The organism is Amycolatopsis sp. (genome assembly GCF_036008905.1).
Taxonomy (GTDB): domain Bacteria; phylum Actinomycetota; class Actinomycetes; order Mycobacteriales; family Pseudonocardiaceae; genus Amycolatopsis.
Map to the genome: position 1 here is coordinate 1 of NZ_DASYMU010000074.1, position 15,764 is coordinate 15,764.

Genomic DNA, 15,764 nt, shown 5'->3' on the forward strand with positions numbered 1-15,764 from the left:
CGGGGACAAACCGATCCCCATGCCCTACACGACGCTCACCGTCGGCGCCTTCGAAACCGGCGTCCGCGTCTGTATCGCCAGGTTGACCGGCCGCCGGACGCGGCCCACGCAAATCTGAGCCGTCCTGCACCGAACCCCACGGGGGGTTCGGTGCAGGACAACGACGCTGGTCAGCCTTCGCCGTCGCTGTTGTTGATGCTGGCGGGCACGCCCTTGATCAGGTCGACGATCGTCTTCCCGGCCAATCCCGACTTGCCGTACCAAGGGTCGGTCAGCACCTTGACCGCACCTTCGAACTTTTCCGCCCAGGGGTCGGGCATGATCTTCTTCAGCTGATCGACCGACAGGTTGCTGAGGTGATCGAACTTCTTCAGGGTTTCCGGCGTAACCCCGTCCACCTTGGCCAGCTTGTCCTTGATCACCTGAGTGAGCTGATCGGAGAGCGGCTTCCCCTTTTCCCATTCATTGGGATTCGGCTTCGGCTCATCCGTCTTCGGCGGCGTCCCGGCAGGATCATCCGGTTTCGGCGGCGGCGTCGCGGCGTCATCCGGCTTCGGCGTCGCAGGCGGCGGAGTCGCAGGCGGCGGATCAGCGGGCTTCGGCGTCGCCGACGGCGGAGTCGCACCATCATCCGGCTTCGGCGTCGCAGGCGCAGGCGGCGGATCCACCGGCTTCGGCGTCGGCGGTGCGGGTGGCGGGTCAACCGGTTTCGGCGTCGGCGGCGGCACGGCAGCGTCGTCCGGCTTCGGCGTCGGCGGCGGCGTCACCGGCGGCGGATCCGCGGGCTTGGGTGCGGGCGGAGCACCACCAGGATCGTCCGGCTTGGCCGTCGACGGCACGACAGAATCGTCCGGCTTCGGTGTCGCCGGTGCGGGTGGCGGCGTACCGGCGTCGTCCGGCTTCGGCGTGGCCGGAGCGGGCGGCGGGTCAGGCGGTTTCGGTGCCGGCGGCGCGGGCGGCGGGTCGGTGGGCTTCGGCGGCGCGGGGGTTGGGTCGGCCGGTTTCGGCGGAGGCGGCGTACCGCCACCACCGGCGCCACCGCCCGGAGGCTTGGCGCCACCGCTAGGAGCGGCACCGGCGAGGTCGTCGCCCGCCTTGCCCATCTTGCCGATGGACGCGAGCAGCTTGCCCAGCTTCGCGGTGAGCTGCGCGATCTTCGAGGCGATCTTCGCGAGCGCCACGGCGACCCCGGCGATCGTCGTCCCGACGAAGAACACGATCGAGGCGCCGAAGGTGATGGGCGCCAAGGCGGCCGCGATCAGCGCGCCCTTGATGATCGTCGCCAGGACCATCGCGATCATGTCGCGGACGATGCCGCGGAAGGCACCGACGATACCGCCGGCGATCTGCATGTGCTTCGCGGAGGCTTCCACGTAACCGCCGAGGGTGGCGAGCTGCGCGGTGACCGCTTCCATGTTCTTCTTGAACTGGTCGGCCGCGTTGCCGGACCATTCCCTCATCAGTTTGTCGAGGGCTTCTTGATGTGCGGTCGACCATTGCTCGAGTTTCGCCTTCTCGGCGTCGATCGCCTCCTTGGCCGCCGCGATCATCTCGGGATGGCCGTACATCATGTCCAACGGCCACCGGAAGATGGAGACGTGTTCGATGATCCAGCCGATACCGGCGGTGAGCAGGCTGCCGATCGGGTCGAGGACCATGCCCAGGGTCTCCAGCGCCATGCCGGCCGAGCCGATTCCGATGGCGACCTGGTCGCCTTCCTTGACCGCCGCGTCGAGGCTGATCGCGGCGTCGAAGAAACCGGCTCCGGTGGACGTGTTCGGAGCCAGGTTGTAGAGACCGACGTCGTCCTTTTTGTACTCGTCACTCACTTCGCGGCCCCCACAATCGCGTCACCGGCGTCGGTCTCCCCGGCTTCGTACTTCTTGGCGGCTTCCCTGATCTTGTCGGAAAAACCGCCGATGGTGTCCGCGTAGGTGCTGAACTGCTTCTGCGCTTTGTCGCACCAGGTGCTCGCACCGGCGCCGAACAGCTGCCCGACCAGGCCGAACAGGCCGACGTCCGTCACACAACCTTGCAACAGGGAGCCGGTGCTCTTGAGATTTCCTTCGAGTTCGTCCAGATGGTTGCCGAACTCGATCAGAGGGGCCGACTTGACCTCGAAACCACCGCTCACCATGGACTCATTTCATCGTCGTCGCCGTTGCCGGCCGGGCGGGGGCGCCGCGTGGGCGGTGCGGCCGTGGGCGGCGCGGGCCGCACGGGAGGCACCGGGGGTACGGGACGTGCGGGCGGCGCGGGTTCCGGTTCCGGCTCGGGTGTCCCGGCGAACTGGTCGTTCGCGGCGGGCACGGGCTCCTCTTCCTCGACCGGCAGGAAGCTCCGGATCAGGTCGGCTGTCTCGCCGTCACCGTTGATCGCGATGAACGAGTCGGCGACGGCGTGGGCCGTTTGCCGCTGGGCGGCGCGCACGGCGTCCATGATCGCCGCGGTCAGCCGGACGGGGCCCATCTCGCAGGCCCGCTGTCCGAGCTCGAGATTGCTCAGCGAGCCGTTCGGCGCCACTGTCACCTTCACGGCACCGTCACGGGAGCTGACGGTGGCGGAGGATTCGGCGAACGCCTCGGTCAGCGCGGCGGCCTTTCCCTGCATTTCCCTGACCTGTTTGTCGAGGAGATACTGAAAGTCCTCACCAGGTGACAAATTCGGTTGCACGTCCCCAACTCCTCGAAAACTATGCCTGCGCCGGAAACAACTCCTCGACGGGCAGCATGCTGCGACCGCCCGTCAGCGGGAAAGGCGACATGTTACCGCACCCCTCCCGTCACCCTCCGGACATACGACGTTCAGGTGCGCCGACGGTTCCCCGCTTCATGCGTTTGAGGTACGAAAGGGAAGCCCGGGGTGCAAGACCAGGCACTTTGGTCACTGAACGTCGATGTCAGGAGGGTGAAGGTCCCGACTGGAGGTCGTCCGTTCGCGGGTCACCGAGACGAGTGACGAGGAGGGTCTCCGCCGAGCGCACGGCCTTATTGCGGGCAGGATTCATCGACGTTAATTCGACAATTGTCGACGCACTGGAACAATGGACGACTATTCGACGACGCTACACATCCGCGACTATTTCCGAATCGGCCATCGGTGGATGGCGAACGGCTCGGCCCGCATCCGCCGCGGCACCGTCGTCACCGGTCCGCAGTCCGCCGAGGACCAGCTCCCCCAGCCCGGATCGCGGGGCGAAGTGGAGCGTCTCGTCCCGGACATAGGCGGGGAGCGCGGGGACCGGTGCACGGGTGGACTGCCCCGCACCGGGCTTCGCCGGATCACGGCGGACCATCGGGCGCAAGCCGAGTGCCGCGACCGACGGCACCGGGAGGCGCCCCGGCTCGGCGACACCCTCACGCTCGCGCACATGAGCCTCCGGAAGCGCCGGCGGTGCACTCGGGGTGACCGTGCGCGTGGTGTCGACCCCGCGTTTCTCCGCCCGGCGCCCGGCGAGCTGCCCGGTGACACCCATCGCCTCGCCGATCTCACGCCAGGTGTGCCCACCGGCGGCGCGTTGCCGTGCGGCGGTCACGGCGTCGTCGATGACCCCTTCGGCGATGTCGGCCAGCATGCGGCGCGCGGCCACTGCCGCGCTCAACCCGGCGAGCTCGGAACTCGGCGCGTCAGCCTCCCGGCCGGCCGCCACCGCCCGAACCCACTCGCGTACCGCAGCGACCACCGCGGCCTGGGCTTCTACCTGCTCCATCGTCTCCACCGTCAACTTTTCCGCGCCACCACCGAGCAAGATCGAATCTCGAGAAGGGGATCCTACTGCTACTCTGAGTTGCGAGTGATCGGGAACAAGGGAGACCAGACGTGGTGGGTGAAGACGACATTTCCGGGTGAGACCGGAGGTGATCGGCCACCGGCAGGCGCGCGTCAGCGCAGCCGCTGTGGCCGTTTTGTCGTTCCCTCAATCCCCGTTTCCTGAAGGGCTGTTTTCGCGCGCCCTCAGCACACCCGAAGGCACAGCCATGTCCACCGCGTTCATCATCTGTTCCAACCTGTCCTTTTCCTGGCCCGACGACACGCCGGTCTTCCAGGACCTGTCGTTCAGCGTTGGCGGCGGCCGCACCGGCCTGGTCGCGCCGAACGGCGCCGGCAAGAGCACGCTGCTCAAGCTCATCGCAGGCGAGTACCGGCCGAGCGACGGGACGGCGTCGGTCGACGGCGTCCTCGGCTACCTTCCGCAGAGCCTGCCGTTCGCCGGCGAACTGACCGTCGCCGAGCTCTTGGGGATCGCGCCGAAAATCTCGGCGCTGGCCGCCATCGAGGCCGGTGACGCGAGCGAGGAGCACTTCACCACGATCGGCACCGACTGGGACATCGAAGAACGGACCCGTGCCCAGCTGGACAGGCTGGGCCTCGGTGATCTTTCCTTCGACCGGCACCTGCGGACGCTCAGCGGCGGCCAAGTCGTCTCACTCGGCCTGGCCGCTCAACTGCTGAAGCGGCCGGACGTCCTGTTGCTCGACGAGCCGACGAACAATCTCGACCTCGAAGCCCGCACGAAGCTGTACGACGTCCTTGAGGACTGGACCGGCTGCCTGCTGCTGGTCAGCCATGACCGGGCGCTGCTCGACCGGATGGACCGGATCGCCGAACTGGACCGGGGCGAAGTCCGCTTCCACGGCGGCAACTTCACCGAGTACTCCGACGCCGTCCGCGCCGCGCGGGAGGTCGCCGAGAAGAACGTCCGCAACGCCGAGCAGGAGGTCAAACGGGAGAAGCGGGAAATGCAGCAGTCCCGCGAACGAGCCGCGCGGCGCGCGAGCAACGCCGCCCGCAACCTCAAGAACGCCGGGCTCCCGAAGATCTTCGCCGGGACGATGAAACGCGGCGCGCAGGAGTCGGCGGGCAAGGCGAACGAGACGCATGCCGCGCGGGTCAGCGAGGCCAAGGCCAAACTCGACGAGGCGGGCCGTGCGGTGCGCGACGAGCAGAAGATCGCGCTGGAACTGCCCGGTACCAACGTTCCGGCGGGACGCACGGTCTTCGCCGGCGAACGGCTGCAGGTCCGCTTCGGCGAACGCGCGCTGTTCGCCGGACAGGGCGCGGCTCTGGCGATCCGGGGTCCCGAGCGGATCGCACTGACCGGCCCCAACGGCGTCGGCAAGTCCACTTTGCTGCGGCTGATCACCGGTGAGCTGGAGCCTGACTGCGGTGAGCTCAAACGCGCCGAAGGCCGGGTCGCGTACCTGTCCCAGCGGCTGGATCTGCTGGACCTCGACCGCACCGTGGCGGAGAACCTGGCGGCGTTCGCGCCCGCGATGCCGGCGGCGCAGCGGCTGAACCTGTTGGCGCGCTTCCTGTTCCGGGGCTCGCGCGTCCATCTCCCGGTCGGTGTGCTGTCCGGGGGTGAGCGGCTGCGCGCGACCCTGGCGTGTGTCCTGTGCGCCGAACCCGCGCCGCAGCTCCTGCTGCTCGACGAACCGACCAACAACCTCGACCTGGTCAGCGTCGGTCAGCTGGAAAGCGCGCTCAGTGCGTACGAAGGCGCGTTCGTGGTGGTCAGCCACGACGAACGGTTCCTCGCGGAGATCAAGGTGGACCGCTGGCTACGTCTGTCCGAAGGCCGCTTGGCCGAAACGGGTGCCCCCGAGTGACCACGACGGTTCGCCATCTGTCGACAGATGGCGAACCGTCACTCACGATTTGGCGGTATTTCAAGAACGGTTCTACTGCTAGCTTCGGCTTCGTGGGCACTCGAAGGATCGATCGGGGCGACGCCGAAGTGGGGTGCCCGGTCCGGCGCGACGCGGACGGCGTCTGGCGGGTCCGGGGTTACTCGGCGGCACGGACAGTGTTGCGCAGCAACGAAACCGTCCAAGCCGGGCTCGGTGTCGAGACCGTCGAGAAGCTGCCCAAGAACCTCCGCCGTCCCGTGCTCTACCGCGACGGTCCCGAACATCGTGAAGACCGCCGGCAGACCGCGCGGTTCTTCACCCCACGCCGGGTCGACGAGCACTACCGCGACGTGATGATCCAGGTCGCCGAAGCTCAGCTCGCGAAGCTGCGGCGCGACGGCTCGGCGCAGCTCGCGGACCTCAGTTTCCACCTCGCCATCGAGGTCGCCGCTTCGGTGATCGGGCTGACCGAGAGCCGTCCGGGGATCCGGGAGCGGCTGGAACGGTTCTTCCCGGAGAAGTTCGGCAGGCCGGGATTCACCAGCCCGCAAGGGATCTACTGGTTCTTCCGCCAGAACACGAACTGGCTGCGGGTGTACTTCGGGGACGTCCGGCCTGCCGTGCGGGCCCGTCGCCGGGAACCCCGCGACGACCTGATCTCCCATCTGATCGAGGAAGGCTGTTCAGCGGGCGAGATCCTCGGCGAATGCCTGACCTTCGCCGCCGCGGGAATGGTCACCACCCGCGAGTTCATCAACGCCGCGGCCTGGCATCTCTTCGCCGATCCCTTGTTACTGCAAGGTTATCGCGCGGCCGAAGAGCCGGAACGCCTTGTCCTGCTGCACGAAATCGTCCGGCTCGAACCCGTCATCGCGCGACTCCGGCGCCGCACCACCGCCGAACTCGAACTGCCCGGCGCCGACGGCCCGGTCACCGTGCCCGCCGGTGACCTCCTCGAGGTCATGGTCGACGTGGCCAACGCGGACCCCCAGGCCGTCGGCGAGGACCCGCTGACCGTCTGCCCCGGCCGTCCGGCCGCCGCCGGGCTGTCCTTCGGCGACGGCCCGCACAAATGCCCCGGTGCACATATCGCCATCCTGGAAGCCGACGTCTTCCTCAGCCGCCTGTTCGCCTTGGACGGCGTCCGCATGACCAGCCCGCCGCGGGTGGGCTTCAACGACGAGATCGGCGGCTACGAGCTACGCGGTCTCGTCGTCACACTCGGCTGACGCCACGCCGAACTCGTTCCCTCCGGGGTCCTTCACCACGACATGACTCGGCCGGCCGACTTCCCGGCTTTCGCCGCGGAGACACGTCGCCGTTACCCCATTTGCCGTAGCGGGTGAAAATTCTTCGCGAACCGGACGTAACCGTAGTGACCTGACCGTTGACTTCCCGGTAGCGGGTCTGCAAGTCTTGGACACCGCAGCGCAAAATCCGTGCATCAACCCGGTAATTACTTCGCAGACTCCAGGAAGTTCCTGCGCGCATTGTGGCGTGCAGGAACCGCGCAAAACCCGTTCGCCCCCTCAACGGAGAGGTCTCTGGTGATGACGGTTCCGGCGATGCGTAGTCGCTCCCCGTCGCGGTTTCCCACCGCGGCCGAGCCCGTTTCGGCGACCACGAAGTCCCGTCTCCGCACGCAGACAGTCCCCCCGGAATCCCCACGCAGAGGAACCCATGAAGATTGAGCGACTCCTGAGCAGGGTCGGTGCCGCGACACTCGCGGCCGCCCTGCTGACCCTCGGCTTACCCACCCTCCCCGCCACGGCCGCACCCGGCGCCGAAGCCGCCGCCGTCCAGCCCGCCGCGGTCGCCGCGGCGGCAGCGGCGACGTTCACCGCGAGCAGCACCAACAACGGTTTCGCACCGGGTAACGCCGGTGACGCCAACCAGGGAAGTTACTGGGAGAGCGCGAACAACAGCTTCCCCCAGTGGATCCAGGCCGACCTCGGCGCCGCCGTGGCCACCAACCGGATCGTGCTGAAACTCCCCACCGGCTGGGAAACCCGCACCCAGACCCTGGGTGTACAGGGCAGCACCAACGGCACGACGTTCTCCGAACTGGTCGCCCCCAAGGGATACGTGTTCAACCCCGCGTCCGCCAACACCGTGACGATCCCGTTCACCTCGGCGTCGGTGCGGTACCTGCGGCTCAACATCACGGCCAACACGGCGTGGCCCGCCGCCCAGGTTTCCGAGTTCGAGGTCTACGGCCCCGACACCGGCGACGTGCAGCCGCCCGCCGCTCCCTCGAACCTGACCTTCACCGAGCCGGGCTCCGGGCAGATCCGCCTGACGTGGAACGCGGCCACGGACAACGTCGCGGTCACCGGTTACGACGTCTTCGCCAACGGCGTCCTGCGCGCTTCGGTCGGCGCGAACGTGCTCACCTACACCGACACCCAGCCCGCGGGCACCAATATCGCGTACTTCGTGCGGGCCAAGGACGCCGCGGGCAACCAGTCCGGCAACAGCAACACGGTGACCAGGTTCGGTACCACCGTGGGCGCGAACTTGGCTGTGGGCAAGGCGATCACGGCTTCGTCGTCGGTGTTCACCTTCGTCGCCACCAACGCCAACGACAACAACACCGCCACCTACTGGGAAGGCGCGGGCGGCAGCTACCCGAACCTGCTGACCGTCGCTTTGGGCTCCAACGCCGATCTCAACCAGGTCGTGCTGAAGCTCAACCCCGACAGCGCCTGGGGCCCGCGCACGCAGACCATCGAGGTCCAGGGCCGTGACCAGGCGTCGCAGACCTACACCACGCTGGTCCCGGCGACGGCGTACAACTTCGCCCCCGCCGGCGCGAACACCGTGACGATCCCGCTGACCGCGCGTACCGCCGACGTCCGGCTGCGCATCACCTCGAACACCGGCTCCGGCGCCGGGCAGGTCGCCGAACTCCAGGCGATCGGCGTTCCCGCCCCGAACCCGGATCTGGTCGTCGACTCGACGACGTGGACACCCGCGTCGCCGAACGAGGCCAGCGCGATCACGCTGTCGGGCACGGTCAAGAACACCGGCACCGCGGCCGCGGGAGCGACCACAGTGGACTTCAGCCTGGGCGGTGTCGTCGTCGGCAGTGCTCCGGTGAGCGGGCTCGCCGCCGGTGCCTCGGCGACGGTCTCGGCGGACGTCGGCGCGCGGCCGATGGGCAGCTACGCCGTCTCCACCCTGGTCGACCCGGCCAACAACGTCGTCGAGCAGAACGACGCCAACAACCGCTTCACCGCCGCGTCGCAACTGGTCGTGGCCCAAGCACCCGGCCCTGACCTACAGGTCACCGGGATCAGCACCAACCCACCGAACCCGGCCGTCGGCGCGCCGGTCACCTTCACCGTCGCGGTCAACAACCGCGGCACCACCGCGAGCGCGGCCACGGTCACCCGGGTGACGGTCGGCGGCACCACGCTCAACACCAACACCGGCGCGATCGCCGCGGGCGCGACGGCGACGGTGAACATCAGCGGCAGCTGGACCGCCACCAGTGGCGGCGCCACCATCACCGCCACGGCCGACGCGACGAACGTCGTCGCGGAGACCAGCGAGACCAACAACGCGCTCTCGCAGTCCATTGTGGTCGGACGCGGAGCGGCTGTCCCGTGGACCGAGTACGAGGCGGAATCCGCGCGGTACCAAGGCACTCTGCTCACGCCTGACCCGCTGCGCACCTTCGGGCACACCAACTTCGCCACCGAATCCTCCGGCAGGCAGTCGGTGCGGCTGAACAGCACGGGCCAGTTCGTCGAGTTCACCTCGACCAACCAGTCCAACTCGATCGTGGTGCGCAACTCCATTCCGGACGCCGCGGGTGGGGGTGGCATCGAAGCCACGATCAGCCTGTACGTCAACGACACCTTCGCCCAGAAGCTGACGCTGTCGTCGCGCCACAGCTGGCTCTACGGCAACACCGACGGGCCTGAAGCGCTCACGAACACCCCGCAGGCCGACGCACGGCGGCTGTTCGACGAGGCGCACGCGCTGCTCTCGACGAGCTACCCGCCGGGCACCAAGTTCAAGCTGCAGCGCGACGCGTCCGACACGGCGTCGTTCTACATCGTCGACATGATCGACCTGGAGCAGGTGGCACCGGCGGCGAGCCAGCCCGCCGGCTGCACGTCGATCACGAACTACGGCGCCGTCCCCAACGACGGGCTCGACGACACGAGCGCGATCCAGCGTGCGGTGACCGACGACCAGAACGGCGTCATCAGCTGCGTGTGGATCCCGGCCGGGCAATGGCGGCAGGAGCAGAAGATCCTCACCGACGACCCGCTGAACCGCGGTCAGTTCAACCAGGTGGGTATCTCGAACGTCACGATCCGCGGCGCGGGGATGTGGCACTCGCAGCTCTACACGCTGACCGAGCCGCAGGACGTCGTCGGTGGGATCAACCATCCGCACGAGGGCAACTTCGGGTTCGACATCGACAACAACACCCAGATCTCCGACATCGCCATCTTCGGTTCCGGCCGGATCCGCGGCGGTGACGGCAACGACGAGGGCGGCGTTGGCCTCAACGGGCGGTTCGGTCTCGACACCAAGATCACGAACGTGTGGATCGAGCACGCGAACGTGGGTGTCTGGGTCGGCCGGGACTACGACAACATCCCGGCGCTCTGGGGACCTGGTGACCGGCTGCAGTTCAGCGGCATGCGCATCCGTGACACCTACGCCGACGGCATCAACTTCACCAACGGCACCAGGAACTCCCAGGTGTTCAACTCGTCGTTCCGCACCACCGGCGACGACGCGCTGGCCGTCTGGGCCAACCAGGCTGTGAAGGACCAGACCGTCGACAACACCCACGACAACCACTTCGTCAACAACACCATCCAGCTGCCATGGCGCGCGAACGGCATCGCGATCTACGGCGGCTACGACAACTCGATCGAGAACAACCTGATCTACGACACGATGAACTACCCGGGCATCATGCTGGCGACCGATCACAGTCCCCTGGCGTTCTCCGGGACCACCCTGATCGCCAACAACGGGATCTACCGCAGTGGCGGGGTTTTCTGGAACGAAGACCAGGAATTCGGTGCCATCACCCTGTTCCCGTCGACGAAGGACATCACCGGGGTCACGATCCGCGACACCGACATCGTCGACTCGACCTACGACGGCATCCAGTTCAAGAACGGCGGCGGGAACATGCCGAACGTCGTGATCAGCAACGTGAAGATCGACAAGTCCAACAACGGCGCGGGAATCCTCGCCATGAGCGGCGCCCGCGGCAACGCGACGCTGACCAACGTGACCATCACCAACTCGGCCGACGGCAACATCGTCATCCAGCCGGGCTCGGGTTTCGTGATCACCGGCGGCCAGCCCGCCGGGGCACCGCTTCAGCAGCCCCAGTCGCCTGACGCTGGGCGCGTGGACAGCCGACCGGCACGGCTGGGCGGTGGTGCGGGCTAGGTCATAAGCGCTGAAGGGGACTTTCACTGCCCACAAAGCAGTGAAAGTCCCCTTCGCCGTTCACAAGATGTCGACATCACGTGATACCCCGCGTGCGCAACTACCGCCATCTGTCGACAGATGGCGAAGGGCTCAGGCGTTCCGTGTCGGCGGCCGCGGTGTGACTTTCGTGCCGGGCGGGATCGTCACGGCGATCTCCTCGCCGAGCGTGGCGCCCTCGACCAGCTTGAGCTGGTCGCCGCTCCAGAAGCGGCCCGGGTCGTACCAGTTCGGGCGGTGCTTGTCGTCGAGCAGGCCCATGTCCTTGTAGGTGACGGCGACGACCTCGGCACAGAACGCCGTCTCCAGCTCGACGTCGCGGGCATGGCTCTTGATGGTCGGGATCCTCCCCCGCAGCCAGCGCGAGGCGAGCTTGGCCGTGGTCGGGAACGGGGTCCCGTCCAGGCGCGCGACCGTGCGCAGCGCGGCGTTCTCCATTTCCCTGGTGACGGGGTGGTCGAGCTGCCGGAGCCAGGCTCGCTGGCCGTACCGGGTGGCCCAGACCACGACGGCGTCGCGCAGGTCGTGCAGCTGCGCGCCGCGCTGGTGGGTCCCGGACCACATGTCCGGCAAGGATTTGCCGAGCTCCGCGTGCCACATCAGCGGCGGGAGATCGTCGATGACCACGGACATGCCGACGTGGTTCACCGGACTGTTCGTCGTCGCCCGGATCGCCCGGTCGGCCATCGTCGTGCCCCGGAACAGCCACACGTCGCCGGTGCGCGTCAGATTGATCGCTTCGTCGAGGTCGAGCCGCGTATCGGACACCGCTGTAGCCTAGACGGATGAAGTGGTGGAAGGTGCTGGGCGTCGCGGGGTTCGTCGGAGTGGCCGCGACCGGAGCGGTGATCGCGCGGTCGGAGCGCCGGCGGCGGACGTACACGCCGGACGAGATCCGGACCAGGCTGCACACCCGCATCACTGAGGCGCACGAAAGCACCCCTGCCACCACCCGCTCGTGAGTGCCTACAAGTGTTAGAGCACTTGTAAACACTCACGAGGTCGCCCCACACGGATCACCTGGTTCGCTGCGAAGCCGCCTCGGTGAAGGTCGTGGTGTCGGCGGCTTCGCGGCTGAGCACCTGCACGCTGTGCCAGCCGGGCGGTGGTTCATCGGCCAGCAGTGCCTCGCGGATACGGCCCGCGCGGCGCACATGCCTCGCGAACGACCGGCCTCGAATCATCCGGCCGCGCACGCGCTGCCCGGCCAGTGCCTGCGCGGCCGTGGCGTCGAGCCACACCATCCGCACCGGACGCCGGGTCATCGCCCCGACCGCGGCGAGCAGCGCGCGGGTGGAGGCCCTGGTCGCGGGCTCGTGGACGACCATCGGACCGTCGTCGCGCACCGCCTGGCGGAGGATCCGGGCGCGGTGCCAGGCATGGACCAACGGCCGGTAGCAGCGGTAGGGCAACGCGTCAGGCAAGGCCGCGCGCAGGCGTTCCCGCACCTGGTCCGAATCGAGCACGGGGACGCCGTCCGCTGCGTGGCGGAGCATCGTCGTCTTACCCGCACCGGGCAACCCCGCGACGACGACGAGATCGCGACGGCCGAGTGCGATGGTCGTACGCTCGGTCATGCCCGTCCAACGCCACACGGAACGTAAAGGTTCCTTTACCAAATGTGCGGTGGGTTTTGCGCGAATCGCGCCTATCTCGAACCGGAAACGGACATGGGAGCGGGACAACGCCCGGTCCTGGCCTCGCGTGCTTCAGCTCAAGAACTTGGCGCATGGAGGGGCGGCACATGGGGGGATCACAAGAGTTTTGGTGACGCTGACGGCCGGGCTGGTCGCTTCGGTGGTGCCCGCGATGCCCGCGGCGGCGTCGCCACCGGAATGCGCGTGGTCGATGACCTCGTTACCGGTGCCCACCGGATCCACGACCGCGCGCAGTTCGGTCAGCAGTGCGGCGTCGGGCGGCTGGGTCGTCGGCAGCGGAGACACCGGGAATGGGCTGCGATGGCACAACGGCCAGGTCGAAGATCTCGGCCGTGCGTTCGGTGAGCAAACCGAACTCCGGGACATCAACGCTTCCGGTGTCGCGGTCGGTCAGACCTTTGGCGACGCATACATCAACAACACCGTCGTCTACCGCGGCGGCGGATACGAACGCCTGCCCGTACCCGCCGGAATGCGCGGTGTGAAGGCGAAAGCCATCAACGACGCCGGTGACATCGTCGGCACGGCGAACGACGAGTTCACCAACGTGAACGTGGCGTTCTGGCCCGCCGCCAGCCCGGGCACCGTCGTGGTGATCAACCCGGACCCCGCCCAGTACTACTAGCGGCCCCGATCGACATCGACGAGCAGGGCCGGATCCTCATCGAGACCGAAGGCGGCCCGGCCTCAGCGATCGTCCGGTCCGCCGACGGCACCTTCAGCGAAATCCCGCCCACCGCCCCCAGCGTCGGTTTCTGGCCCGAAGCCTTCCGCAACGGCCGTGTGGCCGGTACCGCGCTCAACCCCACTCCGCCATACCTCGCGCCCGTCGAACTCGGCATCGACGGCCACGTCGTCCATCAACTCACCGAGTCGGCGAGCGGTTTGCTGGTCGATTCCGGCACCACCATCGCCGGGGTCTATCGGGGTCCGGCCGACAACTACAACCTCGGAATCTGGGACGACGGCGTACTCACGCACACCCTCTTCACCAGCACAGAACCCGACGACGCGGGCCCCGCCGCACTGACCGACGACGGCGTACTGGCCGCGACGATCGGTACAGCGGGACCCGTCACCTACACCCGCACTTGCTGAGGGGTGGAGACGTTCAGCCGCAGTGTTCCAGCGGGCTGTTGTAGGCGACGCCACCCGCGGTACCACCCCAGCGGACGCACTTGCCCGCCGCGGCGGCGCGGACCGGACCGGCGTACCAGGAGAACGAACCGGAATCGGTGATCCGAGCCGAACCGGCGACCTCGAGATAGGCCGCGATCGCCGTCGACGTCCCGGCCGACGCGCTCTTCATCGTGCTGACACAGTTCTGACCGTTGGAAGCGTTGTAGGACAGGTAAACCGAGCCCGCCGTGCCCAGCGGAGCCGAGTCGATGACGTCATAGCCACCGCCGCACGCCGGGGCGCCGAGGGAGGCTTCGGTGACGGTCGAGAAGCGGATGGTCTCGTTGGCGTTTCCGGTAGGACCGGCTTCGTACAGGACACCGACCGAACCCGAGGACAGCTGCACCATGTCGGAGTACGCGGCGTCACCACTCCACACCAGTGTGCCCGCGGCGTTGCCCTGCCAGTTGGCACCCTCGTCGAACGAGGACCGCACGACCAGTTCCTTACGACGGTCGCAAACCGACGGCCCGGCGAACAGGAGCCGGTTGTACTTGCCCGCCTGGTCGGTCGCGGTCATCCGGGCGGTCGAGGCCTGCACGACCGGCGTGATCAGATCCTCTTCGTAGGTGAACTTCGTGGAGAAGGTCGCCCCGCCGTCGGAACTGATCGCGGAACCGCGGTTCTTCGCGCCGCCGTCGAGGCATTTGTTGCCGTTGTTGGCCTGGTTGCGGGCGGCCGCGTAGATCCGGCCGTCGACCAGTTCGGTCACGCTGATCTCCTGCGGGTTCAACGCGGACGTCGCCGGAGTGTCGGTGGCGCCGCGTTTCCAGGTGACACCCTGGTCGTCGCTGTAGATGAGCGCGCCGCTGTTCTTGCCGCCGGTGGTGTAGCTCATCCCGGCGACGATCCGGCCGGCGTGCGCACCGCGGGTCAGCACGATGCCGTGTGACGGGCCGGTCGCGAGCCATTCCGGTGCCGTGCTGAACCCGAGCTGCGTGGTCAGCACCTTCGGCGGGGCCCAGGTCTTGCCGTTGTCGTCGCTGATCGAGACGCGCGGAACCCGGTTGCAGTCAGGGTTCTTGACGCATTCCATCACCGAGAGCAGCACGATCCGCCCGGTGGACGGGATCACGATCGGTGTCGGGTTTCCTTTGGTGTCACCGAAACCTTCGATGACGACCTGGGGAGCGCTCCAGGTCTTGCCGTTGTCGGTGGAGCGCTTGACGACGAGGTCGATGTCGCCGCGGTCGTTGCAGAACGTGGCGCCGCCGTTGCGGCCTTCGGCGAACGCGAGCAGGTTTCCGTTGCCCGCCTTGACGACGGCGGGGATTCTGAAGCAGTCGTAACCTTCTGTTTTCTCCTTGTATACCAAGGTGTTGCCGACCGCGGCCGCCGAGAGCTGCTCGGCGGGACCAGCGGCGGCGAGGGATGTGGCCGGTGAAGCGCCGACCGCCGCGGTGGCGACGAGGGCCGCGAACAGGCCCCGTGCGACACGGGAGATCTTCATGGGAGTGCTCCATCCTGGACTCAGTTCCGGTGACGGGCACCAGCCTCCTTCGCCGTCATACAAGACTCGTACAAGCCGCGTTGCGCAGGCGGCGATGGAGCTGACACTTTGGCGAGAAAGTGCTTCCCGGCGTTCCGCACGGCTTGCCAGCATGTTCCGCTGGTCAGGCGGGTCGTGAGTGGCTACGAGTGTTAGAACACTTGTTGCCACTCACGAGCCACCCACCCAAGCCGCGTCCGCAACTACCGCCATCTGTCGACAGCAATGCCACTGACTTAAGCTCGACTCAAGATCATCATTACCCTGGATGACTGGCATGCCACGCTCCGTGGCGACTCGGGTGTGGGTGCCAGGTGTGGCCAGTGCAGCCGCTTCTGG

The 15,764-nt window shown here is 67.7% G+C and carries 13 protein-coding genes; 6 read left to right on the forward strand and 7 right to left on the reverse strand.

Annotated elements, in window-relative coordinates; genetic code table 11:
* Positions 1–170: 170 nt before the first annotated feature.
* The 4 genes from VGP60_RS14265 to VGP60_RS14280 all read right to left on the reverse strand — a co-directional run bounded on the left by VGP60_RS14265 (position 171) and on the right by VGP60_RS14280 (position 3,709).
* Positions 171–1,829 (reverse strand): hypothetical protein, encoded by a 1,659-nt coding sequence (locus VGP60_RS14265; protein ID WP_327548465.1) that lies wholly within the window; start codon positions 1,827–1,829, stop codon positions 171–173.
* Positions 1,826–2,137 (reverse strand): hypothetical protein, encoded by a 312-nt coding sequence (locus VGP60_RS14270; RefSeq protein ID WP_327548466.1) that lies wholly within the window; start codon positions 2,135–2,137, stop codon positions 1,826–1,828. The genes VGP60_RS14265 and VGP60_RS14270 overlap by 4 nt, the downstream gene beginning before the upstream one ends.
* Complete coding sequence (locus tag VGP60_RS14275; protein WP_327548467.1) at positions 2,131–2,673, reverse strand: YbaB/EbfC family nucleoid-associated protein; 543 nt, start codon at positions 2,671–2,673, stop codon at positions 2,131–2,133. The genes VGP60_RS14270 and VGP60_RS14275 overlap by 7 nt, the downstream gene beginning before the upstream one ends.
* A gap of 391 nt (positions 2,674–3,064) precedes the next feature.
* Entirely contained in the window at positions 3,065–3,709 is a 645-nt protein-coding gene (locus VGP60_RS14280) for a hypothetical protein (protein WP_327548468.1), read from the reverse strand.
* Between the two features lie 268 nt (positions 3,710–3,977).
* On the opposite strand from VGP60_RS14280, the gene abc-f reads away from it, so the two are divergent.
* The 3 genes from abc-f to VGP60_RS14295 all read left to right on the forward strand — a co-directional run bounded on the left by abc-f (position 3,978) and on the right by VGP60_RS14295 (position 11,060).
* Positions 3,978–5,609 carry a ribosomal protection-like ABC-F family protein gene (abc-f, locus tag VGP60_RS14285; RefSeq protein ID WP_327548469.1) on the forward strand — a complete coding sequence of 544 codons (1,632 nt, stop codon included), beginning with the start codon at positions 3,978–3,980 and terminating at the stop codon, positions 5,607–5,609.
* Between the two features lie 92 nt (positions 5,610–5,701).
* A complete protein-coding gene (locus VGP60_RS14290; protein ID WP_327548470.1) occupies positions 5,702–6,859 on the forward strand; it encodes a cytochrome P450 in 1,158 nt (385 codons plus the stop codon).
* A 451-nt stretch (positions 6,860–7,310) separates the two neighbouring features.
* Positions 7,311–11,060, forward strand: a complete 3,750-nt coding sequence (locus tag VGP60_RS14295) for a CARDB domain-containing protein (RefSeq protein ID WP_327548471.1) — start codon at positions 7,311–7,313, stop codon at positions 11,058–11,060.
* Positions 11,061–11,192: 132 nt separating this feature from the next.
* Here VGP60_RS14295 and VGP60_RS14300 read toward each other — a convergent pair whose 3' ends face one another.
* Positions 11,193–11,867, reverse strand: a complete 675-nt coding sequence (locus VGP60_RS14300; protein WP_327548472.1) for a hypothetical protein — start codon at positions 11,865–11,867, stop codon at positions 11,193–11,195.
* Positions 11,868–11,884: 17 nt separating this feature from the next.
* On the opposite strand from VGP60_RS14300, the gene VGP60_RS14305 reads away from it, so the two are divergent.
* Complete coding sequence (locus tag VGP60_RS14305) at positions 11,885–12,061, forward strand: hypothetical protein (RefSeq protein WP_327548473.1); 177 nt, start codon at positions 11,885–11,887, stop codon at positions 12,059–12,061.
* A gap of 54 nt (positions 12,062–12,115) precedes the next feature.
* On the opposite strand, the gene VGP60_RS14310 is transcribed toward VGP60_RS14305, so the two are convergent.
* Positions 12,116–12,676: an AAA family ATPase gene (locus VGP60_RS14310; protein WP_327548474.1), complete on the reverse strand. Its 561-nt coding sequence runs from the start codon at positions 12,674–12,676 to the stop codon at positions 12,116–12,118.
* Positions 12,677–12,866: 190 nt separating this feature from the next.
* On the opposite strand from VGP60_RS14310, the gene VGP60_RS14315 reads away from it, so the two are divergent.
* Positions 12,867–13,382, forward strand: a complete 516-nt coding sequence (locus tag VGP60_RS14315) for a hypothetical protein (RefSeq protein WP_327548475.1) — start codon at positions 12,867–12,869, stop codon at positions 13,380–13,382.
* Positions 13,383–13,540: 158 nt separating this feature from the next.
* Positions 13,541–13,855, forward strand: coding sequence for a hypothetical protein (locus VGP60_RS14320; RefSeq protein WP_327548476.1), 315 nt, complete (start codon positions 13,541–13,543; stop codon positions 13,853–13,855).
* Between the two features lie 13 nt (positions 13,856–13,868).
* Here the strand turns inward: VGP60_RS14320 and VGP60_RS14325 are convergent, their stop codons facing one another.
* Positions 13,869–15,386: a sialidase family protein gene (locus VGP60_RS14325; RefSeq protein WP_327548477.1), complete on the reverse strand. Its 1,518-nt coding sequence runs from the start codon at positions 15,384–15,386 to the stop codon at positions 13,869–13,871.
* Between the last annotated feature and the right edge of the window lie 378 nt (positions 15,387–15,764).

Coding starts and splice junctions, on each gene's coding strand:
- VGP60_RS14270 (WP_327548466.1), bottom strand. CDS start 2,137: ATGGTGAGCGGTGGTTTCGAGGTCAAGTCGGCCCCTCTGATCGAGTTC.
- VGP60_RS14280 (WP_327548468.1), bottom strand. CDS start 3,709: ATGGAGCAGGTAGAAGCCCAGGCCGCGGTGGTCGCTGCGGTACGCGAG.
- abc-f (WP_327548469.1), top strand. CDS start 3,978: ATGTCCACCGCGTTCATCATCTGTTCCAACCTGTCCTTTTCCTGGCCC.
- VGP60_RS14295 (WP_327548471.1), top strand. CDS start 7,311: ATGAAGATTGAGCGACTCCTGAGCAGGGTCGGTGCCGCGACACTCGCG.
- VGP60_RS14305 (WP_327548473.1), top strand. CDS start 11,885: ATGAAGTGGTGGAAGGTGCTGGGCGTCGCGGGGTTCGTCGGAGTGGCC.
- VGP60_RS14310 (WP_327548474.1), bottom strand. CDS start 12,676: ATGACCGAGCGTACGACCATCGCACTCGGCCGTCGCGATCTCGTCGTC.
- VGP60_RS14325 (WP_327548477.1), bottom strand. CDS start 15,386: ATGAAGATCTCCCGTGTCGCACGGGGCCTGTTCGCGGCCCTCGTCGCC.